We start from the raw sequence: 23,766 nt of genomic DNA, 5'->3' as shown, positions 1-23,766 counted from the left end.
GGCAGCCACAGACATAGCGCTCGGCAGGCACAGTCAAGCCGGACACTCCCGTGAGGATTAACCTCGGGGCTTTCTTTGTTCGCGATCAGGAAAACCCCATGAGCGATATTTCACTGCTGCCTCAGGTCGACGCCTTCCTCGCTCGACACCACGCGCTGTTTATCGACGGTGGCTCTGTGCAAAGCCACTCCAGCCGCACGCTGGACGTGATCAACCCGGCCACCGGCCAGGTCATCGCCCAGGTCGCCGACGCCGACCCGGCCGATGTCGATGCGGCTGTAGATTCGGCACGGCGTGGCTTCAAGCAGTGGTCCCAGGTGGCACCGGCCGTGCGCGGCAATGTGCTGCTCAAACTGGCCGACCTGCTGGAGCAACACCGCGAAGAACTGGCGCAGATCGAAACCTGCCAATCGGGCAAGATCATCCAGATTTCCCGCGCATTCGAAGTCGATCAGGCCGCGCATTTTTTGCGTTACTACGCCGGCTGGGCCACCAAAATCAGCGGCCAGACCATCATCCCGTCGCTGCCCTCCTTCGCTGGCGAGCGCTACACCGCGTTCACCCTGCGTGAGCCGGTCGGGGTGGTGGTCGGCATCGTGCCGTGGAATTTTTCGACCATGATCGCCATCTGGAAGCTCGCCTCGGCGCTGGTGACCGGTTGCAGCATCATCATCAAGCCCAGCGAGTTCACGCCGCTGACCATCCTGCGCATTGCCGAACTGGCGATTGACGCCGGCCTGCCTGCCGGTGTGCTGAACGTATTGACCGGTGGCGGCCTGGTGGGCAAAGCCCTGATCGAACACCCTGGCACCAACAAAGTGTCATTCACCGGCTCCGTACCGACCGGAATCGCCGTGGGCCAGAGCGCCATGGGCGCCGGACTGACCCGCACCACCCTGGAACTGGGCGGCAAAAACTCGGCCGGATTCCTGCGCGATGTGGATCTGGACAAGGCCGTCAACGGCATCATAGAGGCGGGTTTCCTGCATTCCGGGCAGATCTGCGCCGCCGCCGAGCGCTTCTTTGTGCATCGTTCACAGATCGAAGCGGTCATGGACTCACTGGCCAAACGCCTGAGCAGCCTGAACATCGGTTCGCCCCTGGATGAGCGCACCGAATTCGGTCCGGTCACCAACCGCCAGCATCAACTCAAGCTCGGCGAGTTTTTCGCCAAGGCCCGCGCCGAAAACAACACCATCATTCACGGCGGCAACCTGATCGACCGTCCGGGCTGCTACGTCGAGCCGACGATCATCCTCGCCAACACCGTCAACGACACCTTGCTCAACGAGGAGACCTTCGGCCCTATCGCCACATTCTTCCCCTACGACACCGAAGAAGAGCTGCTGGCCTTGATGAACAACACGCCTTACGGCTTGAGCGCCAGCCTCTGGACCAATGACCTGGGCAAGGCCCTGCGCATGGTGCCCGCCATCGAAGCCGGCACGGTGTGGGTAAACATGCACACCATGCTGGACCCGGCGGTGCCGTTTGGCGGCAATAAATCCTCGGGGATAGGCCGGGAGTTCGGCAGCGCATTCATTGAGGATTACACCGAGCTGAAATCGGTGATGATTCGCTACTGAACCCAACCGCGAGATTTTTCGGTTTCCTTGTGACGGCCTTTACGGTTCTGGCTATCAAACAACGCGCGCCTGGAAAAAGCATACAAGGTGTCCCATGGGACAGAGTCAAGCATGTCCGGGCCTGACTCCACCTGCCTCGACCACTGCACCGGCCATCAAAAATGTGCAGAATTGCTCGCCGCGTCCCTCCATGATCGGGCTATGATCGGCCGATATGAACCGGACGCCCGATGCCCCATGCCCGTAGACCTGCAAGCGCTGTACCCCAAACTGATCCACCTGATGCTGGATACGGTGTTTGTCGTCGACAGTGATAACCAGATTGTCTTCGTAAGCGACGCCTGCGAAGCCCTGCTCGGCTACCGTGCCGAAGAGCTGACGGGCACGCTGATCACCCGGTACATGCACCCGGAAGACCTGGCACGTACGCGGGCCTCGATTGTCCGGGTCATGAATGGCAAACCCCATGTCGACTTTCGCAACCGCTATATCCGCAAGGATGGCAGTGTCGTGCACATCCTGTGGGCGGCGTTCTGGTCCCAGGAAGTCGGCGCGCGGATCGGGGTCGCAAGGGACGTGACGGCGCTTACCCAGGCCGAAGAAGAATTACGCTTCCTTGCCCATCATGATCCGCTGACGGCGCTGACCAACCGGTCGCTGTTCAATGATCGACTGGACGGCGCCCTGCTCGTTGCACGGTCTCACAACAGTTCCCTGGCACTGCTGTTTCTGGACATCAATGACTTCAAGGGCATCAATGACGTGTATGGCCATGCCATGGGCGACCGCGTGCTGTGTGTGATTGCCCGCCGGTTGGAACGCTGCGTGCGCGAGAGCGACCTGGTGGCCCGGATGGGCGGGGATGAATTCACCGTGCTGTTGGCGGATGCGCCGTCGCGGGAGGCGATTGGCGCAAAGGTGGCGCAGATCCTCGCGGTCATGGCCGAGCCGCTGGGCGCTGAGTTTGGTGGGGTAAAGATGCCGTCCTGCAGTATCGGCGTGGCGATCTATCCGGCGGACGGAGAAGACGCCGATACCCTGCTCAGCCATGCCGACAGTGATATGTACCGGATCAAAAGACACCGGTTTGCCGCTGAGTGACAAGGGGCATTGAGGCGGCTGGGCCTTGTAAACGACCCATCGCCAACCGCACCTCGCCATTTGCGAAAGAAAACACATCATTACGCAATCAGTGGTACGACAACATTCAAATCACATGATAGTATTTCTCATGCAGCGGACGTTCGATTCGCTGCACCAGTGGCAAGGACGTCCGCTCGAGAAACGCGCATGCCTGTGCGCGTTCAACTACTCAAGTTAATCAAGGATCTGATTACTCATGACAAAACCCTCAACTTTCACTGCCTGCAAACTGGCCAGCGCTGTTGTCGGCGCCCTGCTGTTTTCCAGCGTTCCAGCCCACGCAGCGGACATTTGGCTGGATTCGGCCACGACTGGCTGGGCCACTCAGAACGGCGGGACCAAGGGTGGTTCCCGTGCAGCAGCGAATAACATCTACACGGCAAAAAACGCCGCCGAACTGAAAACCGCACTGAAGGCTTCGGTCGGCGCCAACGGCCGCATCATCAAAATCACCGGCATCATCGACATCAGCGAAGGCAAAGCTTATACGACGACTGCCGATATGAAAGTACGTGGTCGCCTGGATATTCCCGGTAAAACCACCATCGTCGGCACCACCAGCAATGCCGAAATCCGCGAGGGTTTCTTCTATGCCAAGGAAAACGACGTCATCATCCGCAACATCACCATCGAAAACCCTTGGGACCCTGAGCCGATCTGGGACAAGGACGATGGCAGCGCGGGCAACTGGAACTCCGAGTACGACGGCCTGACCATCGAAGGCGCCAACAACGTGTGGGTCGATCACGTGACCTTCACCGACGGCCGCCGCACCGATGACCAGAATGGCAGCGCCAATGGCCGTCCGAAGCAGCATCACGACGGTGCGCTGGACGTCAAGAACGGCGCCAACTACGTGACCATTTCGTATTCGGCGTTCAAGTCCCACGAGAAGAACAACCTGATCGGTTCCAGCGATTCACGCACCACCGATGACGGCAAGCTCAAGGTCACCATCCACAACACGCTGTTCGAAAACATCTCGGCCCGTGCACCGCGCGTGCGTTTCGGCCAAGTGCATCTGTACAACAACTACCACGTGGGCAGCACCAGCCATAAGGTCTACCCGTTCTCGTACGCCCATGGCGTGGGCAAGAACTCGAAGATCTTCTCCGAGCGTAACGCCTTCGAGATCAGTGGTATCAGCGGTTGCGACAAGATCGCCGGCGATTACGGTGGCAGTGTCTACCGCGACAGCGGCTCGACCCTCAACGGCAGTGCCCTGAGCTGCTCATGGAGTTCGAGCATCGGCTGGACCCCGCCTTACAGCTACACCCCACTGGCTGCCGACAAGGTCGCCGCCGACGTCAAGGCCAAGGCCGGCGCCGGTAAGCTCTAAGTGACGGTGCAACATCAGTGAAAGGAAAGCCCTCGGTGACGAGGGCTTTTTTGTGCGCGCGCCTACTGCACCAATTGGTTGATCTCGATGATCGGCAACAACACCGCCAGCACGATCACCAGCACCACCGCGCCCATCACCACGATCATCAGGGGTTCAAGCAGTGCGGTCATGCCCATCGCCCGGCGCTCGATATCGCGAGACAGCGTTTGCGCTGCACGATCCAGCATCGGCGGCAGCGAGCCGGTTTTTTCGCCGCTGGCGATCAGGTGGATCAGCAGTGGCGGGAACACTTTCTCCACCGCCAGCGCCGTGGCCAGGCTGACGCCTTCACGCACTTTGGCAGTGGCCTCGTTGACACTTTGGCTCAGGCAATCGTTGGACAGGGTCTGGCGCGCAGCTTCCAACGCACGCAGCAACGGCACCCCGGCGCCGCCGAGAATCGCCAGGGTCGACGCAAACCGCGCGGTATTGAGCCCCAGCACAAAGCGCCCGATCAACGGCAGGCGCAATACCCGACGATGCCAGCGCAAACGCGCCACGGAGTTGCGCAGGTACACCCGCCAGCCCCATAACCCTGCCACCAACGCGCTGAAACACAGCCACCCCCACCCGCGAATGAAATCACTGGCGTTGAGCATGACCAAGGTCAATCCGGGCAAGTCTTGGCGCGCCTGGGAAAATGCGCTGACCACCTGCGGCACCACGTAGCTGAGCAGGAAGATCACGATAGCAATCGACACCAGCCCGACGACCCCCGGATAGATGAACGCGGTGAGGATTTTACTGCGCAGGTTGTTACGCTCTTCGATGTAATCGGCCAGCCGCTCCATGACCTGGGCGAGGTCACCGGACTCTTCCCCGGCCGCAATCAGCGCCCGGTAAATCTCTGGAAAGTCCCGTGGCCGTGCGGCCAAGGCATCGGCCAGGCGCATGCCACCGCGCACATCGGCACGCACCGCACTCAGGGCCTGGACGATGTGCTTGCGCTCGGCCTGTTCCACCGTGGCACTCAACGCTGCCTCCAACGGCAGGCTGGCGCTGAGCAGGCTGGCCAACTGTCGGGTGGCCCAGGCCAGGTCGTTGTCGGACAGCTTGGCGCTGAACATCCCCCCGCGCCCAGGCTCACTGTTCTCAAGCTGTACTTGCAAGGCGGTCAAACCGCGCCGGTGCAAAAGGCTGAATGCCTCGCGCTGGCTGTCGGCCTCCAGGTGCCCGGTCTCAACCTTGCCCGTGGCGTCGGCGGCCTCAAAACGGTAGCGGTTCATCAGGCGTCCCGTGTCACGCGAAGCACTTCTTCAGGCGCGGTCACGCCACTGCTGACCCAACGCTCGCCGTCTTCACGCATGCTGAACATGCCGGCGTTGCGCGCTGCGGCTTTAATTGCCTGTTCACCGGCGCCCTGATGGATCAGCGTGCGAATGTCATCGTCAATGCAGAACAACTCATGGATACCGGTGCGGCCGCTGTAACCGACCTGGTTGCAATGTGAACATCCCACCGGACGCCAGGTGCCCGGCGCGGCCGGGTCTTCCTGCTTGCAATGGGGGCACAGGCGCCGCACCAACCGCTGGGCCAACACTCCCAGCAATGACGACGCCAGCAAGAACGGCTCGACCCCCATATCGATCAAGCGATTGACCGCCGACACCGCGTCATTGGTGTGCAAGGTGGCCAGCACCAAGTGCCCGGTAAGCGAGGCCTGCACGGCGATCTGCGCGGTTTCCAGGTCGCGGATTTCACCGATCATGATGATATCCGGGTCCTGGCGCAGGATCGCCCGCAATGCCAGCGCGAAGGTCATGTTGATCTTGGCGTTGACCTGGATCTGGCTGATGCCCGGCAAGTCATATTCCACCGGGTCTTCCACGGTGAGGATATTGCTGGTGCTCGCATCCAACCGCGCCAACGCCGCGTAGAGGCTGGTGGTCTTGCCACTGCCAGTGGGCCCGGTGACCAGCACGATGCCGTGGGGCTGGCGGATCAACGTATCGAGGCGCGCCAGCAACTGCGCTTCCATGCCCAGGGTTTCCAACTGCAAACGCCCGGCCTGCTTGTCGAGCAGGCGCATCACCACCCGCTCGCCATGCCCGGTGGGCACCGTCGACACCCGAATATCAATCGGCCGCCCGGCCACCCGCAAGGCGATACGCCCATCCTGGGGCAGGCGTTTTTCGGCGATATCGAGCTGGGCCATGATCTTGATCCGCGACACCAACGCACCGTGCAGCGCTTTGCGCGGCGACACCACATCGCGCAGCGTGCCGTCGACGCGATAGCGCACCACGGAATGGGTTTCGTAGGGTTCGATGTGGATATCACTGGCCTCATCGCGGGCGGCCTGGGTGAGCAAGGCGTTGATCATGCGGATCACCGGCGCACCGTCCTGGGTGTCGAGCAGATCGGTGATTTCGGGCATGTCCTGCATCAGACGGTCGAGGTCCACCTCGTTCTCGGCAGCACCGACCACAGCGGCGGCGCTGCCCGTGTCGGCATAAGCGCTGGCGAGCAGGCCGTCGAGTTCGTCGTCGCGTACCTGCTCAATCGGCGACTCGCCAAACTGGCGCTGGACTTCACTGATGGACCAGCCGGGGGTTGAAGGGCAGACGGTGAGCAGCATGCCTTCGTCGCCGGGGCGCAGGAGGATACGCTGGGATTTGGCCCAGGCGTAGGGCAGCAGGCTCATACCCCTCTCCCACTGGAGTACACAGTCCAAATGTGGGAGGGGGCTTGCCCCCGATAGCGGTGGGTCAGTTGATTCATATGTGACTGACACACCCTAATCGGGGGCAAGCCCCCTCCCACATTTAATCCTGCGCACAGCAGGCTCATGGCCGTGTCCCTGCCGGAATCGCCTTCTCCACCGAAGGCAACTGCGGCGCCTGCACATCCGGCATCGCCCAACTATGCTCCGGCTGCAGCCCACCTTGAGCCCGGCGCATATAGTCATAGCGATTCAACGTAATCGCCCGCCCCGCCCCACTGTCACGGATGATGTAAGGCCGCAAGAACACCATCAGGTTGGTCTTGTTCACCGCCCGCCGCTCATTGCGAAACAACGCCCCCAGCCCCGGAATGCTCGACAGCCACGGCACCGCTTCATTGCTCTGGCTGTACCCATCCTGCAGCAAGCCACCCAGGACCATGATCTGCCCATCGTCGAGCAGAATACTGGTGTCGATAGCGCGCTTATTGGTGACGATACCCGCCGAGGCCGCGCTGCTGGAGGCGCGTTCATCGATGCTGCTGACTTCCTGGTAGATATCCAGCTTGACCGTGCCGCCCTCGGATATCTGCGGCCGCACATTCAGCTTCAAACCGACCTCTTCGCGGGTGACGGTCTGGAACGGGTTGTTGCTGGTACCGCCGCCGCCCGTCACGTAGCTGCCACTCACGAATGGAATGGTCTGGCCCACAAAAATACTCGCGGCCTCGTTATCCAGCGTCAGCAAGTTGGGCGTCGACAGCACGTTGGTGCCGCCTTTGCTTTTGAGCGCACGGGCCAACACCTTGAGGTCCATGACCTTGCCAATGCCGGGCACATCCACCGTGCCATTGATAAAGCCCAGGCTGAGCCCGCCGGGCAGCACGTCAACGCTGGTCTTGCCATTGAGGTTAAACCCCGTGCCGCCCAGGTTGGCGCCACCGATCACACCTTTGCCGGCCAGGTCGCCGCTTTGCCACTGCACGCCGAACTCATTGGCGTCGTCCTCACCCACTTCAACGATGAGGCTTTCGATCACCACCTGGGCGCGGCGCTGGTCGAGCATGTCGATCACTTCGCGCAGGTTGCGGTACAACGGTTCCGGGGCGGAAATCAGCAGGGTGTTGGTGGTCGAGTCAGCCTGGAGGGTGACGCCACCGGCACTGAACGCAACGTTTTGCTCGGGCTGTTGCGCACCGGCCTGACTGGTCGAGTTGCTGGTTGTCTGCGCCGATTCACCGGTGCTGGTGGTACTTTGGCTGCTGCTCTGCCCGGTCTGGCTGCCCGTGGTACTGGCGCCCATCGTGCTGAGGACCGACCGCGCATTATCACCACTGCCGCTGTCGCTCTCGCCGGTCAGCAAACCGCGCAGGGTCTGCGCCAGTTTTGCCGCCTGGGCATTGCGCAGGTACACCACATGAAAATTACTCGGGTTGGCCTGGGCGTTATCGAGCTTATAGATCAGATTGCGTGCCAGCTCGGTCCGCTCGGGGCTGCCGGCGCGGATCACGATGGCGTTGGAGCGGGGATCGCCCACCACCGTGATTTTCTGCGTCGGGTCGCCGCCGGCCTGCTCCAGCAGTTGCGCAACCATCTCGGCGATGTCCACGGCGATGCCGTTCTGAACCTGCACCACATCGGTATCGATAGCACTCGGCGTGTCGATGCCTTCGATCAACTGCGCCACCCGCGTGAGGTTCTCGGCGTAGTCGGTGACCACGATGGTGTTGTTGCCCGGATAGGCGTTGATCGGGTTGTTCGGCGACACAATCGGGCGCAGCACCGGGATCAGGTTCACCGCGTTTTCGTAGTGCAGGCGGAACGTGCGCGTGAGCATGCCATTGCCGCCAGGTTTGTCGGCACTGTAGATCGGCCCGCCCAGTAGCTTGGCATCAGCTTCGGGCACCACTTGCGCGACACCCCCCACGTCCACCACGCTGAACCCCTGCATGCGCAGCGCCGCCAGCAGCATGTCGTACGCCTGATGCGCCGGCACCTGCCCTTCGGAAACCAGCGTAAGGCTGCCCTTAACACGTGGATCCACCAGGAACTGCTGCCCGGTGGCGCGGGACAATGCCCGCACCACGGCCTGAATGTCGGCCTCGACGAAATTCAGGGTGACCGGCTGATCACCCAACGGTGTGCTCGATACCGTGCCGTTACGACCCGCGCCGCTGCTGCGCGCAGGGCTGGCGACCTTGTGCAGCGGCCGCACCTGCCGTTCGATTTGCACCTGCGCACGTTGCCTGTCCACGAGCGCGTCACCGCTGCGCGGGGTGACGGCCAGGGGCACGCCGAGTTCACTGTCCAACGGCGAATCAACGCTGGGATGCACGCTGCAGGCACCCAGCGCCAGCAACATAAACGGCGCCGCCGTCCTTACATAATGGGAACCTGACCACTTCATGAAGCTTCCTTAGCGACCTGCATCTGATCCATGCGGACGGTTCCTGAGAGAGTGCCTGCCGTGTTGTCGGGCGTGGCTTCGCCTGCACGCTGCAAATACGCCTCGACCACGTCCAGGGAAAATTGGTTTGGGTAACTCAATAACCAGCCGATCACCGCATCGGCGGGCGCAGCGTCCAGTGTCAGTTGCCAGCCCCCATCCTGGGCCTGCAAGCGGTAGTGCCCAGCCAATCCGCCGCTATCCAGGGATTGCGCCAAGGCGTGCGCAAGGTTCAGCCCGGCAGGCGGGGCGACCTCGCGCAGCAACAGTTCCAGCGCCTGACTCTGGGAACGCAGTTTCGGGGTTTCGACCTGCCAGTAGTCGAGCTGCCTGAGGGGGGGTTGGATCAATGAGGCCCAGACCAGCAGGCTGGCGAGAAACACCGTCGCGCCACTGAGCATGATTTTTTCGCGGGGGGCCAATGTGTTCCAACGCCCTCGCAACGCCACCAGCCTCTGGCTATTCATCGTTGTTTTCCTGGCTGGCATCAGGCTCAGCGGGCTCGGCCAGCGCGGTGAGCGTCCATACGCGTTCTTCGCGGCTGGCAGAGAGTCCCGCCTGGCTCAATGCGGCGTGCACCGTGCTGTCTGCGGCGGGAGGCGCCTCGGCCGTCATCTGCACCTGCAACTGGCGCTGGCCGAACGTCAACGCCTGGACGCTGCCGACCATGGACGGCAACGCACTGGCGGCGTGTTTTACCAGGTACGCAAAATCATGATGGGCCTGCGCTGCCCCGCCCCCTTGCCGGGCCGCCAATTGCTGACGGGCCTGTTGCAGGGGATTGAGGATCACCGGCAGCTCTGGAAATGCTTGCTTCATGCGCTGGTTCATCTGCTGTTTGAGCTGTTGCCCCTGGGCGATTTCACGGGCGGCGTAAAGGTTCAGCCCGACGACCCAGACGCCGACGGCCAGCGCACAACAAGCCGCTGCCCTGCCCCAGCCGGCTGCCGGTGCAGCGCCCTTGCCGATGCCTGCGTGCAAACTCCAACCCGGCGTGGCGCCGCTCCAGCACTGCTGATCCACGGGCCACAGCAGCGTTTCCCCCGCAGCCGCGAGCGCCTGCAGACGGTCCTCGGCCAACGGTTCCACCGCCGCGTGGGCTTGGGTGAAACGCAGCAGTAACTGGCCGTCCACCACGCACGTACTGACCTGCCCTGCCGGCGGCACAGGCAACCGGTAAGGTGCCGGGTACAGGCCGCGAAGCTTCAGTTGATGCAGGCCGAGCAACTGGCCGACCCGATCCAAGGCGGCCTTGGGCAGCCAGCCCAAATGCACCTGCCCCGCGCTGTCCCGAGTGCTGTGTGCCACATGCATCTGCTCGCTGCGCCCCAGAATCAGCGCCTGCGCAGCACAGGTGACAGCCGCAGCGGTGCGTGCCGCAGAAAGAGGTGGCAAGTCAATACGGGTGAGGATGCTGTCGGTGGGGTGAAGGAAACACTCGACGGTGTGAGCCTTGAAGGTTTGCCCCAAGCGTTCCAGGGTGCTGCTGGCGATGTGGCGGATGCTGCCGTTGCGGTCCAGTTGCGCGAACTCAAGCTCGCTGTGTGACGTCAAGCCATCCAATGGCGGTAAGGCAATGCGCAGGCGCGTCATACGCCGAGCCTCGACCAGATGACCCTGGGCATCGCGTCTTCCGGGCGATACAGCAGCGCGTCCAACTGAACACGGCGCTGGTTGCGACGGGCCTGCCCGTGGAGCAGGAACCACTCACTGGTGATCCCCACATCAAGTTCATCCACGTTGAGTTTGGGCAATTGCACGCGGTTGACGAAATCGCCGCGATTGATAAACCACTGGCCTCTGTCGCGCCCCGCCACCAACTGGCCGGCCTGGGCCAGCGACAACCCCGGCACGACGGCCGCGAGGACCTCGGCACTGGCCGTGTTGCTGTTGACCCAGGTAGTCACCGGAATAATGCTGACGTATTGCTCCAACCGGGCCAACAGCGGCTCGTCGAGGCCTTCGATACCGCGCAATTGGTCAAGGCTGCGCAGCATCGGCTGGGTGGCGGGTAACGCTGGCCCCGGCAGGCCTGATGCCGACGCAACCGGTTTGCGTGGATAGCCCGCGATGACACGTTGGCTGATGCGCTGGGCCAGACGCGCATCGACACCGATCATTGCGCATAGCCGCTCGAAACTGCGCATCTGCCCGAGATCCACCTGCTCGCGGACGACCAAATTGCGCAGATTGAACTTGCCTTGCAGGTCTTCAAGACGGCCTTCGAATTCGCCGTCCTGCGCGGTACGGATCGGGCGCGCCCAGGGCTGGTCGAGCCGGGTCAGCACATCCTGCGCACGGGCGTCCCGGAGCAATTGCCGGCTGACTTCCAGGCCACCGAGCAGCAAGGCGCTGCCCTGCACACGGGCCTGCTCGGCCTCAAGTGAACGGGTAAACACACTCTGGCGTGTGAGCATGCCAGCGGCGATCACCGCAACCACGGCCGTGATCAGCAAAGCGCTGATAATCGCCATGCCACGCTGTTTCGCCACGGTGGGCGACGGCGGTTTCATGGCGGCGCTTAGAGCTGCCAGGATCCGATATCGGCATTCACACCGTCGCCGTCAGGCTGGCCATCGGCGCCGAGGGAGAAGATATCGACTTCGCCGTTCGCGCCAGGATTCAGGTAATGGTAAGGACGGCCCCACGGGTCGTTGGGCAGGCGCTCCAGATAGGAACGCCAGTTGGTATTTTTGGCATCTGCGGGGCGCTCGACCAGCACCTTGAGGCCCTGGTTCATGCTGGGATAGGTGCCGTGGTCGAGGCGATACAGCTTGAGTGCCTGCATCAGGCCAGCGACATCTTGCTTCGCCGCAATCGCCCTGGCCTGGTCTGGGCGGTCAAGCACTTTAGGCACGACAATCGCGGCCAGAATGCCGAGGATGACCACCACCACCATGATCTCGATCAGGGTGAAACCTTGCTGGGCGCGGCGGGCGCGAGGCCCACCCTTGCTGCGTGCGAAATCCATATCCACCATCCTTGGCTTGATCCTAATTCGGCGCGCAGTGTAACAAAACTAACTATCTGGATAGCAAAAATAATTGGCCACTGCCGACGGCTCTGCGAGTGCTATTCTGCGGCGTGTTTTTACACCACGAGTGACCCATGGAGCTGTCGCGCAAGGAGCAAGGTTTTACGTTGATCGAGGTGCTCGTCGCCTTGGCGATCATTGCCGTGGCGATGGCGGCGGCGGTGCGCGTGGCGGGCTTGATGACCCAAAGCAATGGGTTGCTGCGCGACCGTTCGATGGCGCTGCTGTCGGCACAGAGCAGGCTCGCCGAACTGCGCCTGGAGGCGCGACTGCCCACCGGACGCAAGGCGTTCGAGTGTGACCAGGGAGCGTTGCAGTTGCGCTGCGAACAACGCATCACTCCCAGCGCCGAAGGACGCCTGATGCGCGTCACCGTGCTGGTGTCGCAGCGCAAGGGCGAGGCACCGCCGTTGGCGCGCCTGGAAACGCTGCTCAACCCACCATCAGGCACACACGAATGAGCCTGCTCAGGGTTGGGTCAATCGCGGCAGCACCACCGCGTCCGGCAACGTGCTGACCTTGATGCGCTGGGGCTGCGCACCACGCTCGATCACCACGGCATCGCCTTCGATCGCGGCCAGGCGCACACCTTGGGCCAACGACTCACCCACCAGAAAACTGCGCGGCGGGCCATCGTTCAGGCTCAGAATAGCGACCGCACCCCGCGCCCCGGCCATCAACCCGGAGACCTTGATATCCACCGCCGCCGGCTGGCTGGAAAACCACTGCAATGCCGACGTATCAGGGCGTGCGGCCAACACCTGTGGCGCGACCTGCGGCACCTGGGACTCGGCCGGTGTCAGCAACACCGAAGACCAGACCAGCACACCGGCGAGCGCCGTGACCAACGCCCCGGCCTGCAACAGGCGCGGCGCCGATAAAGCAAAGAAATTAACCAAGATACAACCTCCTTGTTGTCCAGCCGGGCAGTCTACAGGAGAGCGTCACAACGAAGGAGCGTTGCGTGATGAGCAAGCACAACCAACACGGCTTCACCCTGATCGAACTGATGGTGGTGCTGGTGATCGTCGGCATTGCCAGCGCGGCGATCAGCCTGAGCATCAAACCCGACCCGTTGCAGATGCTGCGCAAGGACGCCAACCGCCTGGTCCAGACCCTGCAAATCGCCCAGGCCGAAGCCCGCGCCGATGGCCGTCCCATCACCTGGCGCGCAGACGCCAAGGGCTTTCGTTTGAGCCGTCGTAACGACACCGGCCCAGGCCTGGATCACTTCATGAACGACCCGCAACTGCGTCCCCGCCCCTGGGAAACACCGTCCATGACGGTACGTGTCATGCCCAGACAACCGGTGGTGCTGAATGCCGAATGGTTCGCCACGCCCTTGCAGTTGCAACTCTCGGACGGCCAGCACCGCCTCACCGTGCAACGCACGGCCACCGGCCAACTACGGGTGGCGAGTGAACCATGAAAACCGACCAGCGCGGCTTCACCCTGATCGAAGTGATGGTGGCGATCATGCTGATGGCCATTGTCAGCCTGATTGCCTGGCGCGGCCTCGACAGCGTGAGCCGCGCCGACAGCCATCTGCAGGCCAGCACCGAACAGACCGAGGCGCTGTTACGCACCTTGAACCAGTTGGACCGCGACCTGGCCCTGCGCGCCAGCGTGGAACTGAGAACCCCAGCCCTGACCCCTGACGAGCAGCCCGAAGGCCCCGCCGCCATCAGCCTTCGCAGCGCCGACAATCAGGACTTCCAGTTGAACATCATCCGCAGCGCAGCGTCACCCGAGATCGGTTTGCAGCGCGTGCGCTGGTGGTTGGACGGTGACACGCTGTACCGCGCCACCTCCGTGACCAGGGATCGATACCCGTTGCCGGCGCCGAAAAAAGCGGTAGCGGTGCTGTCCTCCGTCAGCGACCTGCAAGTGCGTGTCTGGGAGCCGGGCCAAGGCTGGCGCCAGCTCGCCGGCAACCGCAAGGAAGATCCCATCGGCCTGGAGATCAACCTGACTCGCAGGACATTGCAGGGCGAGGAACGCTACCGGCTCGTCGTGGGGCCACTCCAGTAACCTCAGCTGCGTGTTGAGTACGCCGCCAAAGCAGGCACGCCGCAGGCATTGACCGGCGGTATCCGCCCGCGCCAGGGCTGGGCACGTTCCAACTGCGCGGCCAGGGCAAAGAGCGTGGCTTCCTCACCAAAACGCCCGGCGAAGTGGGCGCCCATCGGCAGGCCGGCGGCGCTCCAATACAACGGCACGGACATTGCCGGTTGCCCGCTGGCATTGAACAACGCGGTGAAGGGCGAGTAGCTGTGGAACCGCTCGATCAGTTCATCGAGGCTCAGGCGGTCGTCCTGCAGATCCAACTCACCAATCGGTGCCGGCGCGCGGGCCAGGGTCGGCGTGAGGATCACATCGTAATCCTGCATGAACACCGCCAACTGCCGTCCCAGCGCGTGTATCCACTCCACGGCACCGGCATATTCAGCACCGCTGACATCGCCCTTGCTGCGCAAGATGATCCGGGTGCGCGCTTCAAGCTCCTCGGGCTGCACCGCAACACCGCGCATCTGGCCCAGCACGTCGAGATAGTGACGTGTACTGGCGCCGATGATGGTGAAGACCTGATCGAGAAATTCCGGCAGTGCCACCGGTAATGTCACCGGCTCAACCCGATGGCCCAGGGATTGGCATAGCCTGGCAGCCTCCTGCACCGATGCCAGCGCTTCGCTGGAGGTCGGCCAAGGTCCGAGCTGCTCCACCAGCGCAATGCGCAGCGGTCGCGGGTCACGTTGCAACGCCAAGACATAGGGCTGCGCCTGCACCGGTGCCGCATAGGGCGCACCGAGGTCGATCCCGGCCGTTGCATCCAGCAAGGCGGCGCTGTCACGCACCGACAGGGTGATCCCATGGGGCGTGCCCATGCCGGCCCAGCCTTCGCCGACCATCGGCCCTGACGGCAATAATCCGCGACTCGGCTTGAGGCCGAACACCCCACAGCAGGACGCCGGTACACGCAAGGAACCGCCGCCATCGTTGCCGTGGGCGAACTGGACCACACGCGCCGCCACCAGCGCGGCCGCGCCACCGCTGGAACCGCCTGCGCTGTGGCCGGTGTTCCAGGGGTTGCGCGTGGCGCCGAAGCGGGTGGATTCGGTGGAGTACGACGTGCCGAATTCGGGCGAAGTACTGGTCCCGGCGATCACACAACCGGCCCGGCGCAAACGCGTCACGATTTCCCCTTCAAAGTCGGCGCGGAACCCGCCCAGCGCCACGGAACCATTGGTCATCGCCGCGCCGTTGACCGGCGAAAACAGGTCCTTGATCAAGGTCGGCACGCCAGCGAACACGCCTTGGCCGGGCTGCGCAGTGCGTGCAGCTTCCCGTGCAGAATCGTACAGACGCTCGGCCACCGCGTTGAGCTGCGGCTCCACCCGCTCAATACGATCAATCACGGCTTCAAGCAGCTCGCTGGGTTGCACCTCACCACGGCGGACCCACTCCGCCAGCCCGGTGGCGTCTTCGGTGTCCAACAAATTCTGGATGTGCATGTTCCTCTCCTCTTGATTACGAATGACTTGGCCCGATGGCACCGGGGACCGCTTTGCGTCGCGCATAAAAGCCTCCCAGTGCCCAGACCGATGCCGCGGCAAAACTGGCCAGTGCCAGCCACTGGATGGAGGCGCGCAGGTCGCCGGCGTAGACACTCAGCAGCGCCACCACCAACGGGCTGACAAATTGGCCGAAATACAGGCAAGACGTGAACCCGCCCAGGCCGCGTCCACGTGTCCGGGCGCTCAGGGCATTCATCACCGGCGCCATTACGTTGGGCACCAGCAGCCCGGCGCCCAGGCCGTGAATCAACACCGCCACCAGCACCGCGTTGTAGCTTTGCCCGCGCATCAGCAGCCACAGCCCTGACCCCAGCAAGGTCAGCAACAGCGCGTTGCAACCGGCGATCCCGATGCGTCGACGCAACAGTGGCCAGGCCAGCGAGCCGCCCAGGGTCGCCAGCAGGCCCAACCCCGCCGACAGCCCGATCAGCGTGCTCGACGTCACGCCCAGGCCGACCAGCAGAATCGGCGCCTGGATCGGCACGATAAAACTCAGGACCATACCGCTGAGAATCAACAGGTAACCGAGCACCAGGGGCACCACGGCAACCCTGCCCTCCTCCGGCGCGTCGAGAGACTGCTGGCGGGTTTGAGGCTCCCACAGCACCTTCATCATCAACGGCACCAGCAGCAATGGCAGCAGGTACAGCAGGAACGGCAGGCGCCAGGAATGCTCGCCCAGCGCGCCACCCAGCACAAAGAACAGCGAGCCCACCAGGCCGATGGTCACCACTTGCCGGTTGATGTAGCGCAGCCGTTCCTCACCGTGCCAATAGTCGGCAATCAAGGTGGCGCAACAGGTCATCACCGCCGCTTCGGCGCAGCCGAACAACAGGCGCACACCGACGATGGCCTGCAAGTTGTCCAGCAGTGCCGGCAAGGCGCCGAGCACGGCATACAACAAGGTCGCAATGACCAGCAATGCCTTGCGCCCGACCCGGTCGGCCAGCCACCCGGCCAACGGCGCGCACAGCGCAATCGCCAGCGCCGGGCCGGTGACCGCCAGCGGCACCAGCACGTCGGCGCGGGGTTCCAGCGGGCCAAACGTGGCCCCCAGCTTGGGCAGGATCGGCGCAACCATGACCGCGCCCATGACGGTCAGGCTGCTGCCGAGCATCAGCACCAGCCCTTCGCGGCGACCGCTGGCCTGCCGGGGTGCTGCACACTCAGAACGTGATGGATTCATGACCAGCCCCTTAGAAACTCTGAGAAATACGCAGCGCCACGGTGTAACCCTCGGCACGGTTGCGTGCGTCGGTTTCCTTGTAGGCATGCAGCCAGATCGGAGGCAGGCCCGGCGAGAAGTAACTCACCGCCGGCCCGACCGCCAGCACCCGCGCCCGGTTGCCCGATTGCAACCCTGGCGCATCGTCATCGCTGAACTGGCGGTAGTAGTAACCGCCCACCCCCACCGTCCACGGCCCGAGATGCTGGCCCACGGCAAACTCGTGGCGGTACTCGACACCGTTTTTGTAATCGGTTGCGGGGTTGCGCGTGTTGACGTCGACTTCAAAGCTTGAGGAAACCTCGAAGCCACTGTCGCTGAGGTAGGTGGCGTTGACGATCGGCGAGAACGTCCAGTGATTGAGACCGGGCGAAATCAGCCGGTTCTTGTCGTAGTCACCGGTCGGCGCCTGGATCTGCAATTGCGTGTTGATGAACAGATTCGGCGAGAGGTTCCATTGCAGGATCACCGGCAAGAATTGCACATCAGCCAAGCGAAACGGGTCGGCTTCCAGGCTCAAGGGCCCCATCGGCGTCGGCACCTTGACCGAAGCGTCCATCTTGAAAAACGGCACCACCACGCCAAACCCATAATTGGCACCCAGGATGGTGTGATCGGTCATGCGCATGTAGGCGACGCCAATCGACAAGACGTCCAGCGAGAAATGGTTGTCGACAGAACGGCCGTTGCGGTCTTTCTGCACATTGGCCGAGTAGAACGCCGTGCGCAGGCCCAGGGTGCCGAACGGCGTGGCGGGCGGCATCATCCCCGCGCCAAAGTCATACACCCCGACCGCCGTAGTCGGCGCGCCGTTCTCGGTGGCCTGCACGCCGGCGCAGCAGCCGAGCAGCCCCAGGGTGAACAGCATCTTGCCTGCGGTGCGTGCGTTATTGTTATTGCTCATCGAATGCCCCTCCCATCAAGTGGTGTGGGTCATCCTAGGCAGCAGCGCAGTGGGCGGGTTATCCGTTTTCAGCAGAGTTGCGTGCGACGCAGGGTCTGTGACGGGCTTTCGCCAAACATGGCGCGGTAATCACCGGAGAACCGGCTCAAATGCCAGAAACCCCAGCGTGCGGCCACGTCCTGTACGCCCTGGGATTGCGTGCTCATTCGCAGTTCGCGACGCACTGCATTGAGGCGCAGCGCACGCAAATACGCCACCGGATTGATCCCCAGGGTTTCCTGGAAACAGTATTGAAGTTTGCGCCGGCTGGCACCGATGTGGTTGCACAGGTCGAGGATCGACAACGGCTCGTCGAGGTGACTCAGGGCATATTCGCGAGCGCGATCAACCATCCGTTTACGGGCCGTGGGGGTGAGCGTCGGCGCCTCGTCCGGCGCAATCAATTCGAGCAAGTGCAGCATGACCGCATCGCGCAGGCCACGGCGGATCGAGTCGTGACCCAGCAACGCCTCACGCCGCTGGTCACTGCCCGACAGGTCGTCGAACCACGCCGCGAGTTCACCTTGCACAGACGACTGGCCCAAGCGGTAACACTTGGGAAGATCGGTAATTCGAAAATGGCTGCCCTGGCGTTGCAAGACATGCTCCAGCGCCTGCTCTTCAATCGCCACGCTGAGCAGATCCAGGTGCTGGGGCGTGTGCAGTTCAGGAAGATTATCGCCACGGGCAACCAACAGGCTGGACTCATAAATCGGATGCCCCGAGCAATACACCGGGCCGTGGGCACTCAAGGGAATGCTGAAGGTGATCGCACCGTTCCAGGCCGCACCGCTCTTGATCAAGGCCTGATTAGAGCGGTCGCGCACCAGTTGCATCCAGCCCGAGCGGAACTCGATCAGTTCGCCTTCAAAGGCTCCCGGCGAGACTTGGTCGTAGCTGACGTGCCAACCCCCCAGGTTGCGCGCATGTTCATCGATGTCACGGGTCAGGAAACGCTGGAGAGGTAATGCCGATCCGACACCCGGTACGGGCACAGGCATCTGCCCATTTTTATTATTCATTGACCCCACCTTTCTCGGTTGCACGGTTTACGGTCGGGAATCACGCAAGTTCCATTCCGCGTTCAAGCTGTGCGGCGTATTTGTGCCGAAAACGGATAGCCGGCGCTCGCGGCGCCTCGAACGTTGAACGCGAATTACTGGATCCACAAATAAAGAAAACGACCGATAATCGCCCAACAAAACAGCGGATACGCCTTGACTCTTCAACCAGCGAACAATTTAATGGATCCATTAAATAAAAATAACGCTCAGCCTGGAGAGTCACCATGTACCCCAAGAACACGTGGTATGTCGCCTGCACCCCCGATGAAATTGCGCACAAACCCCTGGGTCGACAGATCTGTGGCGAAAAGATGGTGTTTTATCGTGGTCAGGAAGGCGCCGTGGTCGCGGTCGAGGACTTCTGCCCCCACCGTGGCGCGCCGCTTTCGCTGGGCTATGTCGAAAACGGCAACCTGGTCTGCGGTTACCACGGGCTGGTGATGGGCGGCGACGGCAAGACCGTCGACATGCCCGGCCAGCGGGTGCGTGGCTTTCCCTGCAACAAGACCTTTGCCGTGGTGGAACGCTATGGGTTCATCTGGGTCTGGCCCGGCGATCAGGCCCAGGCCGACCCCGCACTGATCCATCATCTGGAATGGGCCGAGAGTGACCAGTGGGCCTACGGCGGCGGCTTGTTTGATATCCAGTGTGACTACCGCTTGATGATCGACAACCTGATGGACCTGACCCACGAAACCTACGTGCATGCTTCCAGCATCGGCCAGAAGGAAATCGACGAGGCGCCGCCCGTGACCACGGTGAACGGTGACGAAGTGGTGACCGCCCGGCACATGGAAAACATCATGGCCCCGCCGTTCTGGCGCATGGCCCTGCGCGGCAACAACCTGGCCGATGATGTGCCGGTGGACCGCTGGCAGATCTGCCGCTTTACCCCACCCAGCCACGTGCTGATCGAAGTCGGCGTGGCCCATGCCGGCAAGGGCGGCTACGACGCCGCGCCCGAGCACAAGGCCGCGAGCATCGTGGTGGACTTCATCACCCCGCAAACCGACACCTCGATCTGGTACTTCTGGGGCATGGCGCGCAACTTCAACCCCAAGGATGAGGCGCTGACCGCGAGCATCCGCGAAGGCCAGGGCAAGATTTTCAGCGAAGACCTGGAGATGCTCGAACGCCAGCAACAGAACCTGCTGGCCCACCCGACGCGCAACCTGCTCAAGCTGAATATCGACGCCGGCGGTGTGCAGTCGCGCAAGATCCTGGAGCGACTGATCGCTCGCGAACGCGCCGGAGAGCCAACATGATCGAGGTCGTGGTGACGTCCCGGCGCACTGAAGCCCAGGACATCTGCAGCTATGAGCTGGCCCGCGTCGACGGCGCGCCGCTGCCCCCTTTCAGTGCCGGCGCGCACATCGATGTGCACCTGCCGGATGGGTTGATCCGCCAATATTCCCTGTGCAATCACCCTGAGGAACGTCATCGCTACCTGATCGGCGTGCTCAACGATCCGGCTTCCCGGGGCGGTTCACTCAGCCTGCATCAACAGATCCACGAAGGCAGCCGCCTGACCATCAGCGAACCGCGCAACCTGTTCCCCCTGGCCCACGACGCCCGGCGCAGCCTGCTGTTTGCCGGTGGCATCGGCATCACCCCGATCCTGTGCATGGCCGAGCGGCTGGCCCATACAGGCGCCGATTTCGAACTGCATTACTGCGCCCGCGCCAGTGAGCGTGCGGCGTTTGTCCAGCGCCTCAAGGCGTCGCCGTTTGCCGAGCGGGTGTTCCTGCATTTTGATGAGCAGCCTGACACGGCGCTCGATGCCGCCCAGGTATTGGCGGCCCCCGAGGCCACTGTGCACCTGTACGTCTGCGGCCCCGGCGGCTTTATGCAGCATATCCTCGACAGTGCCCGCGCCCAGGGCTGGCAGGAAGACTGCCTGCACCGTGAATACTTCTCGGCGGCGCCAGTGGAAAGCAGCGCTGACGGGTGTTTTTCGGTGAAGGTCGCCAGCAGTGGCCAGGTCTTCGAGATACCCGCCGACAAAAGCGTGGTGCAGGTCCTGGAAAGCCACGGCATCGAGATTGCCGTGTCCTGCGAACAAGGGATTTGTGGCACCTGCCTGACCCGCGTGCTGGAAGGCATACCGGAGCACCGCGACCTGTTTCTCACCGAGCAGGAGCAAGCCCTGAATGACCAGTTCACGCCCTGCTGCTCGCGGGCGAAAACGCCGTTGCTGGTGCTGGATATCTGAACCGCGTCACGACGCGGGCAGGATCACCTTCATGCGCGCGTCGGCGGTGGCTGAGCTGAAAATCTCGGCGTAGCGCAGGGTCGCGTTGGCATGTTCGCGCATGATGGCTTCGGCTCGCGCACCCTGGCGGTTGACCAGCGCGTCGAAGACCGAATGGTGTTGCATATGGGCATAGTTGAAGCGCCGGTATTCGCGAACCATGTCTTCGCGGTCCACCGCCAGCGCGGTCACCGAGGCGAATGGCAGATGGTCATTGCGCGCCAGGGCGTCGGCAATGGCGGGGTTGTGGCTGCCTTCGACAATGACTTGGTGAAAACGCATGTTCAGGTCGTGATAGACCTCAAGATCGTCCTCGGTCACATAGCCTTTTTCGAACAGTTGATCGCCCTCGACCAGGCAGCGCTCCAGCGCGGCGCGTGCCTCGCTGGATAATCCCAGCTCGGCGGTTTGACGTGCAGCCAGGCCTTCGAGCACGCCGCGCACTTCAACCGCGCCGGCGATGTCGCTGGGGCTGACCGAGCGCACCTGATACCCGCGCCCGCCAAACGGCACCAGCAGCCCTTCCTGTTCAAGGGTGCGGAACGCCATGCGCACCGGCATGCGCGACACATCGAAACGTTGCGCCGTGGGGATCTCCATCAGGCGCTCGCCTGCCGCCAACTCCCCGCTGGCGATCATCTTGCGCAGTGCAACCAGCACCAATTGACCGGGCTTGCTCATCCAGGCAACTTCCAGAACTCGTGGGCCGCCATAGTACCGCAAGCGCCTGCCGCCGTCAGACGAACGCCAGCGCGGCTCGCGCGCCGTCGATCGCGCCCAGGTGCTGAGCCAGCCGCGATGGCAGGTAATCAAAAAAGAACCCGGCGCTTTGCAGCTTGGCGCCGCGCACCGGATCTCCTTCGGGCAATGCCCTGGACACCCGTGCGGCCCGCGCCCAGGCAAACGCCAGCAGCGCAACGCCACACAACTGGAGGAAGTCCGGCGCGGCGCGATAAGGGTATTCGCTGTCTTCCTGAGCATGCTCACGGATGGCACTCACCACCGCATCCAAAGCGTCGCTCAGGCTGCCCAGTGCCAGGCAGAACGCCGCGCATTCGACATGCTCGCCGCCCAGCGCGGCCTCGGCCCGCAACTCGTCCAGCAGCAGGCCGAACGAGCGACCTTCATCCCCCAGCACCTTGCGCAGCAACAGGTCATTGGCCTGGATCTCATTGCTGCCCTCGTAGATCATCGCGATACGGCTGTCGCGCAGGGTTTGCTCAATGCCGAACTCGGCGACGTAGCCGTAACCGCCGAAAACCTGCAAGGCATTGCTGGCCTGGCGAAAACCCTGCTCGGTGAAAAACGCCTTGATGACAGGGGTCAGCAACTGCGCCAATGGGTCGGCCTGATCCAGCAGGTGCGCCGCCCAATAGCCAATGGCGCGCATGCCCTCGCTGGTGGTGCGCAGCTCCAGCAACACGCGGCGCATGGCCGGGTGATAACGGATCGGGTCGGCCGCCTGGGCTGCCACTTCTTCTGGCCTGGACGGTGCGCGCATCTGCACGCGCTCAGTGGCGTACTGCCGGGCGTTCTGCCACGCCGCTTCGGCATGTCCCAGGCCTTGCAGACCCACGTGCAGGCGCGCCGAATTCATCATCACAAACATCGCCGCGAGGCCGCGGTTGGCATCACCGATCAGCCAGCCCTGCGCGCCCTCGAACACCAGGGAACAAGTGGCGCTGCCCTTGATGCCCATCTTGTGTTCAAGGCCGTCGCAACGCACGCCATTGGCCTGGCCATCGTCCAACCGCTTGGGCACCAGGAACAGTGATATCCCGCGACTGCCCGGCGGCGCATCCGGCAAGCGCGCCAACACCAGGTGCAGGATATCGGGCGTGAAGTCATGCTCGCCGCCAGAAATAAACAGCTTGCTGCCATTCAGGCGGTAACTGCCATCCGCCTGGGGTTCGGCGCGACAACGCAGCAAACCGACGTCGCTGCCGGCCTGGGGCTCGGTCAGGCACATGGTGGGCAAGGCCTGGCCGCTGACAATCCGCGGCAAGTAGCGCGCCTGCAACCAGGGTGCGGCGTGGGTCTTGAGGCACAGGTAGGCGCCGTGGGCGATACCGGTGTACATGGCCCAGGCGTGGTTGCTGGCATAGAGCATTTCTTGCAAGGCCGCGTCCAGCAGCTGCGGCAAGCCCTGCCCGCCTGCTGCCTCGGCGCACGCCAGCCCTGGCCAGCCACCGTCGACGTAAGCCTGATACGCCTCGGCAAACCCGTCCGGGGTGCTGACCTGGCCCGCGTGCCAGCGGCAGCCCTGACGATCACCGCTGCTGTTCAGCGGCGCCAGCACGCCCTGGCTGAAGCGGGCGGCCTCCTCCAGCACTTGCATCGCCAGGGGCAGGTCCAGGGCTGCCCACGCAGCGGGCGCCTGCAGCCAATGTTCGAGGACAAACTGCATATCGCGCAGGGGCGCCTCATAGCTCCACATCGGGACACCTCATCGAATT

The 23,766-nt window shown here is 63.1% G+C and carries 22 protein-coding genes; 8 read left to right on the top strand and 14 right to left on the bottom strand.

Features of this window, described 5'->3' with window-relative positions; translation table 11 throughout:
• The first annotated feature begins 98 nt into the window (after window positions 1–98).
• From AB3G88_RS10110 to AB3G88_RS10100, 3 genes are all read left to right on the top strand, one after another.
• On the top strand, window positions 99–1,586 hold the full coding sequence (locus AB3G88_RS10110; RefSeq protein WP_480453879.1) for an aldehyde dehydrogenase family protein: 1,488 nt from the start codon (window positions 99–101) through the stop codon (window positions 1,584–1,586).
• A gap of 237 nt (window positions 1,587–1,823) precedes the next feature.
• Window positions 1,824–2,687: a diguanylate cyclase domain-containing protein gene (locus AB3G88_RS10105; protein WP_480453878.1), complete on the top strand. Its 864-nt coding sequence runs from the start codon at window positions 1,824–1,826 to the stop codon at window positions 2,685–2,687.
• 238 nt (window positions 2,688–2,925) lie between these two features.
• Window positions 2,926–4,068 carry a pectate lyase family protein gene (locus tag AB3G88_RS10100; RefSeq protein WP_191948213.1) on the top strand — a complete coding sequence of 381 codons (1,143 nt, stop codon included), beginning with the start codon at window positions 2,926–2,928 and terminating at the stop codon, window positions 4,066–4,068.
• Window positions 4,069–4,130: 62 nt separating this feature from the next.
• Here the strand turns inward: AB3G88_RS10100 and gspF are convergent, their stop codons facing one another.
• The 7 genes from gspF to gspG form a co-directional block, all read right to left on the bottom strand.
• Window positions 4,131–5,336, bottom strand: a complete 1,206-nt coding sequence (gene gspF, locus AB3G88_RS10095; protein WP_480453877.1) for a type II secretion system inner membrane protein GspF — start codon at window positions 5,334–5,336, stop codon at window positions 4,131–4,133.
• Entirely contained in the window at window positions 5,336–6,754 is a 1,419-nt protein-coding gene (gspE, locus tag AB3G88_RS10090) for a type II secretion system ATPase GspE (protein ID WP_480453876.1), read from the bottom strand. The genes gspF and gspE overlap by 1 nt, the downstream gene beginning before the upstream one ends.
• Window positions 6,755–6,896: 142 nt before the next feature.
• The gene (gene gspD, locus AB3G88_RS10085; protein ID WP_480453874.1) at window positions 6,897–9,179 is read right to left on the bottom strand and encodes a type II secretion system secretin GspD; all 2,283 of its coding nucleotides are present in this window, start codon (window positions 9,177–9,179) and stop codon (window positions 6,897–6,899) included.
• On the bottom strand, window positions 9,176–9,685 hold the full coding sequence (gene gspM / locus AB3G88_RS10080) for a type II secretion system protein M (RefSeq protein ID WP_480453873.1): 510 nt from the start codon (window positions 9,683–9,685) through the stop codon (window positions 9,176–9,178). The genes gspD and gspM overlap by 4 nt, the downstream gene beginning before the upstream one ends.
• Window positions 9,678–10,811 carry a type II secretion system protein GspL gene (gene gspL / locus AB3G88_RS10075; protein ID WP_480453872.1) on the bottom strand — a complete coding sequence of 378 codons (1,134 nt, stop codon included), beginning with the start codon at window positions 10,809–10,811 and terminating at the stop codon, window positions 9,678–9,680. Before gspL ends, gspM begins: the two co-directional genes overlap by 8 nt.
• Complete coding sequence (gene gspK, locus AB3G88_RS10070) at window positions 10,808–11,731, bottom strand: type II secretion system minor pseudopilin GspK (RefSeq protein ID WP_480453870.1); 924 nt, start codon at window positions 11,729–11,731, stop codon at window positions 10,808–10,810. The genes gspL and gspK overlap by 4 nt, the downstream gene beginning before the upstream one ends.
• Window positions 11,732–11,739: 8 nt before the next feature.
• Entirely contained in the window at window positions 11,740–12,189 is a 450-nt protein-coding gene (gspG, locus tag AB3G88_RS10065; protein ID WP_099585038.1) for a type II secretion system major pseudopilin GspG, read from the bottom strand.
• Between the two features lie 137 nt (window positions 12,190–12,326).
• Here gspG and gspI point away from each other — a divergent pair, with 137 nt between their 5' ends.
• Window positions 12,327–12,713, top strand: coding sequence for a type II secretion system minor pseudopilin GspI (gene gspI / locus AB3G88_RS10060; protein ID WP_112194608.1), 387 nt, complete (start codon window positions 12,327–12,329; stop codon window positions 12,711–12,713).
• 6 nt (window positions 12,714–12,719) lie between these two features.
• Here gspI and AB3G88_RS10055 read toward each other — a convergent pair whose 3' ends face one another.
• The gene (locus tag AB3G88_RS10055) at window positions 12,720–13,151 is read right to left on the bottom strand and encodes a type II secretion system protein N (protein WP_480453867.1); all 432 of its coding nucleotides are present in this window, start codon (window positions 13,149–13,151) and stop codon (window positions 12,720–12,722) included.
• 68 nt (window positions 13,152–13,219) lie between these two features.
• Between AB3G88_RS10055 and gspH the strand changes: the two genes are divergently transcribed.
• Entirely contained in the window at window positions 13,220–13,681 is a 462-nt protein-coding gene (gspH, locus tag AB3G88_RS10050) for a type II secretion system minor pseudopilin GspH (RefSeq protein ID WP_250925929.1), read from the top strand.
• On the top strand, window positions 13,678–14,283 hold the full coding sequence (locus AB3G88_RS10045) for a type II secretion system protein GspJ (RefSeq protein WP_191959933.1): 606 nt from the start codon (window positions 13,678–13,680) through the stop codon (window positions 14,281–14,283). Before gspH ends, AB3G88_RS10045 begins: the two co-directional genes overlap by 4 nt.
• A gap of 2 nt (window positions 14,284–14,285) precedes the next feature.
• On the opposite strand, the gene AB3G88_RS10040 is transcribed toward AB3G88_RS10045, so the two are convergent.
• The 4 genes from AB3G88_RS10040 to AB3G88_RS10025 all read right to left on the bottom strand — a co-directional run bounded on the left by AB3G88_RS10040 (window position 14,286) and on the right by AB3G88_RS10025 (window position 19,017).
• Window positions 14,286–15,764 carry an amidase gene (locus tag AB3G88_RS10040; RefSeq protein ID WP_480453866.1) on the bottom strand — a complete coding sequence of 493 codons (1,479 nt, stop codon included), beginning with the start codon at window positions 15,762–15,764 and terminating at the stop codon, window positions 14,286–14,288.
• 16 nt (window positions 15,765–15,780) lie between these two features.
• Window positions 15,781–17,013 (bottom strand): MFS transporter, encoded by a 1,233-nt coding sequence (locus AB3G88_RS10035; protein ID WP_480453865.1) that lies wholly within the window; start codon window positions 17,011–17,013, stop codon window positions 15,781–15,783.
• A 10-nt stretch (window positions 17,014–17,023) separates the two neighbouring features.
• The gene (locus AB3G88_RS10030) at window positions 17,024–17,956 is read right to left on the bottom strand and encodes a SphA family protein (RefSeq protein WP_099585045.1); all 933 of its coding nucleotides are present in this window, start codon (window positions 17,954–17,956) and stop codon (window positions 17,024–17,026) included.
• A gap of 68 nt (window positions 17,957–18,024) precedes the next feature.
• On the bottom strand, window positions 18,025–19,017 hold the full coding sequence (locus tag AB3G88_RS10025) for a helix-turn-helix domain-containing protein (protein ID WP_112194597.1): 993 nt from the start codon (window positions 19,015–19,017) through the stop codon (window positions 18,025–18,027).
• A gap of 266 nt (window positions 19,018–19,283) precedes the next feature.
• Between AB3G88_RS10025 and AB3G88_RS10020 the strand changes: the two genes are divergently transcribed.
• Both AB3G88_RS10020 and AB3G88_RS10015 read left to right on the top strand, forming a co-directional pair.
• Entirely contained in the window at window positions 19,284–20,324 is a 1,041-nt protein-coding gene (locus AB3G88_RS10020) for a Rieske 2Fe-2S domain-containing protein (protein WP_112194595.1), read from the top strand.
• Window positions 20,321–21,271: a PDR/VanB family oxidoreductase gene (locus AB3G88_RS10015; protein WP_191959936.1), complete on the top strand. Its 951-nt coding sequence runs from the start codon at window positions 20,321–20,323 to the stop codon at window positions 21,269–21,271. The genes AB3G88_RS10020 and AB3G88_RS10015 overlap by 4 nt, the downstream gene beginning before the upstream one ends.
• Window positions 21,272–21,277: 6 nt before the next feature.
• Here the strand turns inward: AB3G88_RS10015 and AB3G88_RS10010 are convergent, their stop codons facing one another.
• Complete coding sequence (locus AB3G88_RS10010) at window positions 21,278–21,991, bottom strand: GntR family transcriptional regulator (protein WP_112194593.1); 714 nt, start codon at window positions 21,989–21,991, stop codon at window positions 21,278–21,280.
• 55 nt (window positions 21,992–22,046) lie between these two features.
• Window positions 22,047–23,747, bottom strand: a complete 1,701-nt coding sequence (locus AB3G88_RS10005; RefSeq protein WP_191959937.1) for an acyl-CoA dehydrogenase — start codon at window positions 23,745–23,747, stop codon at window positions 22,047–22,049.
• Between the last annotated feature and the right edge of the window lie 19 nt (window positions 23,748–23,766).

The organism is Pseudomonas arvensis, from assembly GCF_056688935.1.
The sequence above is the reverse complement of the archived record's forward strand: the minus strand, read 5'-3'. Positions and strand labels throughout refer to the sequence as shown.

Coding starts and splice junctions, on each gene's coding strand:
- AB3G88_RS10100 (WP_191948213.1), top strand. CDS start 2,926: ATGACAAAACCCTCAACTTTCACTGCCTGCAAACTGGCCAGCGCTGTT.
- AB3G88_RS10030 (WP_099585045.1), bottom strand. CDS start 17,956: ATGAGCAATAACAATAACGCACGCACCGCAGGCAAGATGCTGTTCACC.
- gspH (WP_250925929.1), top strand. CDS start 13,220: ATGAGCAAGCACAACCAACACGGCTTCACCCTGATCGAACTGATGGTG.
- gspL (WP_480453872.1), bottom strand. CDS start 10,811: ATGACGCGCCTGCGCATTGCCTTACCGCCATTGGATGGCTTGACGTCA.
- AB3G88_RS10010 (WP_112194593.1), bottom strand. CDS start 21,991: ATGAGCAAGCCCGGTCAATTGGTGCTGGTTGCACTGCGCAAGATGATC.
- AB3G88_RS10105 (WP_480453878.1), top strand. CDS start 1,824: ATGCCCGTAGACCTGCAAGCGCTGTACCCCAAACTGATCCACCTGATG.
- gspM (WP_480453873.1), bottom strand. CDS start 9,685: ATGAATAGCCAGAGGCTGGTGGCGTTGCGAGGGCGTTGGAACACATTG.
- gspG (WP_099585038.1), bottom strand. CDS start 12,189: ATGGATTTCGCACGCAGCAAGGGTGGGCCTCGCGCCCGCCGCGCCCAG.
- gspK (WP_480453870.1), bottom strand. CDS start 11,731: ATGAAACCGCCGTCGCCCACCGTGGCGAAACAGCGTGGCATGGCGATT.
- AB3G88_RS10020 (WP_112194595.1), top strand. CDS start 19,284: ATGTACCCCAAGAACACGTGGTATGTCGCCTGCACCCCCGATGAAATT.
- gspF (WP_480453877.1), bottom strand. CDS start 5,336: ATGAACCGCTACCGTTTTGAGGCCGCCGACGCCACGGGCAAGGTTGAG.
- AB3G88_RS10040 (WP_480453866.1), bottom strand. CDS start 15,764: ATGCACATCCAGAATTTGTTGGACACCGAAGACGCCACCGGGCTGGCG.
- AB3G88_RS10045 (WP_191959933.1), top strand. CDS start 13,678: ATGAAAACCGACCAGCGCGGCTTCACCCTGATCGAAGTGATGGTGGCG.
- gspE (WP_480453876.1), bottom strand. CDS start 6,754: ATGAGCCTGCTGCCCTACGCCTGGGCCAAATCCCAGCGTATCCTCCTG.
- gspI (WP_112194608.1), top strand. CDS start 12,327: ATGGAGCTGTCGCGCAAGGAGCAAGGTTTTACGTTGATCGAGGTGCTC.
- AB3G88_RS10005 (WP_191959937.1), bottom strand. CDS start 23,747: ATGTGGAGCTATGAGGCGCCCCTGCGCGATATGCAGTTTGTCCTCGAA.
- AB3G88_RS10025 (WP_112194597.1), bottom strand. CDS start 19,017: ATGAATAATAAAAATGGGCAGATGCCTGTGCCCGTACCGGGTGTCGGA.
- gspD (WP_480453874.1), bottom strand. CDS start 9,179: ATGAAGTGGTCAGGTTCCCATTATGTAAGGACGGCGGCGCCGTTTATG.
- AB3G88_RS10015 (WP_191959936.1), top strand. CDS start 20,321: ATGATCGAGGTCGTGGTGACGTCCCGGCGCACTGAAGCCCAGGACATC.
- AB3G88_RS10110 (WP_480453879.1), top strand. CDS start 99: ATGAGCGATATTTCACTGCTGCCTCAGGTCGACGCCTTCCTCGCTCGA.
- AB3G88_RS10035 (WP_480453865.1), bottom strand. CDS start 17,013: ATGAATCCATCACGTTCTGAGTGTGCAGCACCCCGGCAGGCCAGCGGT.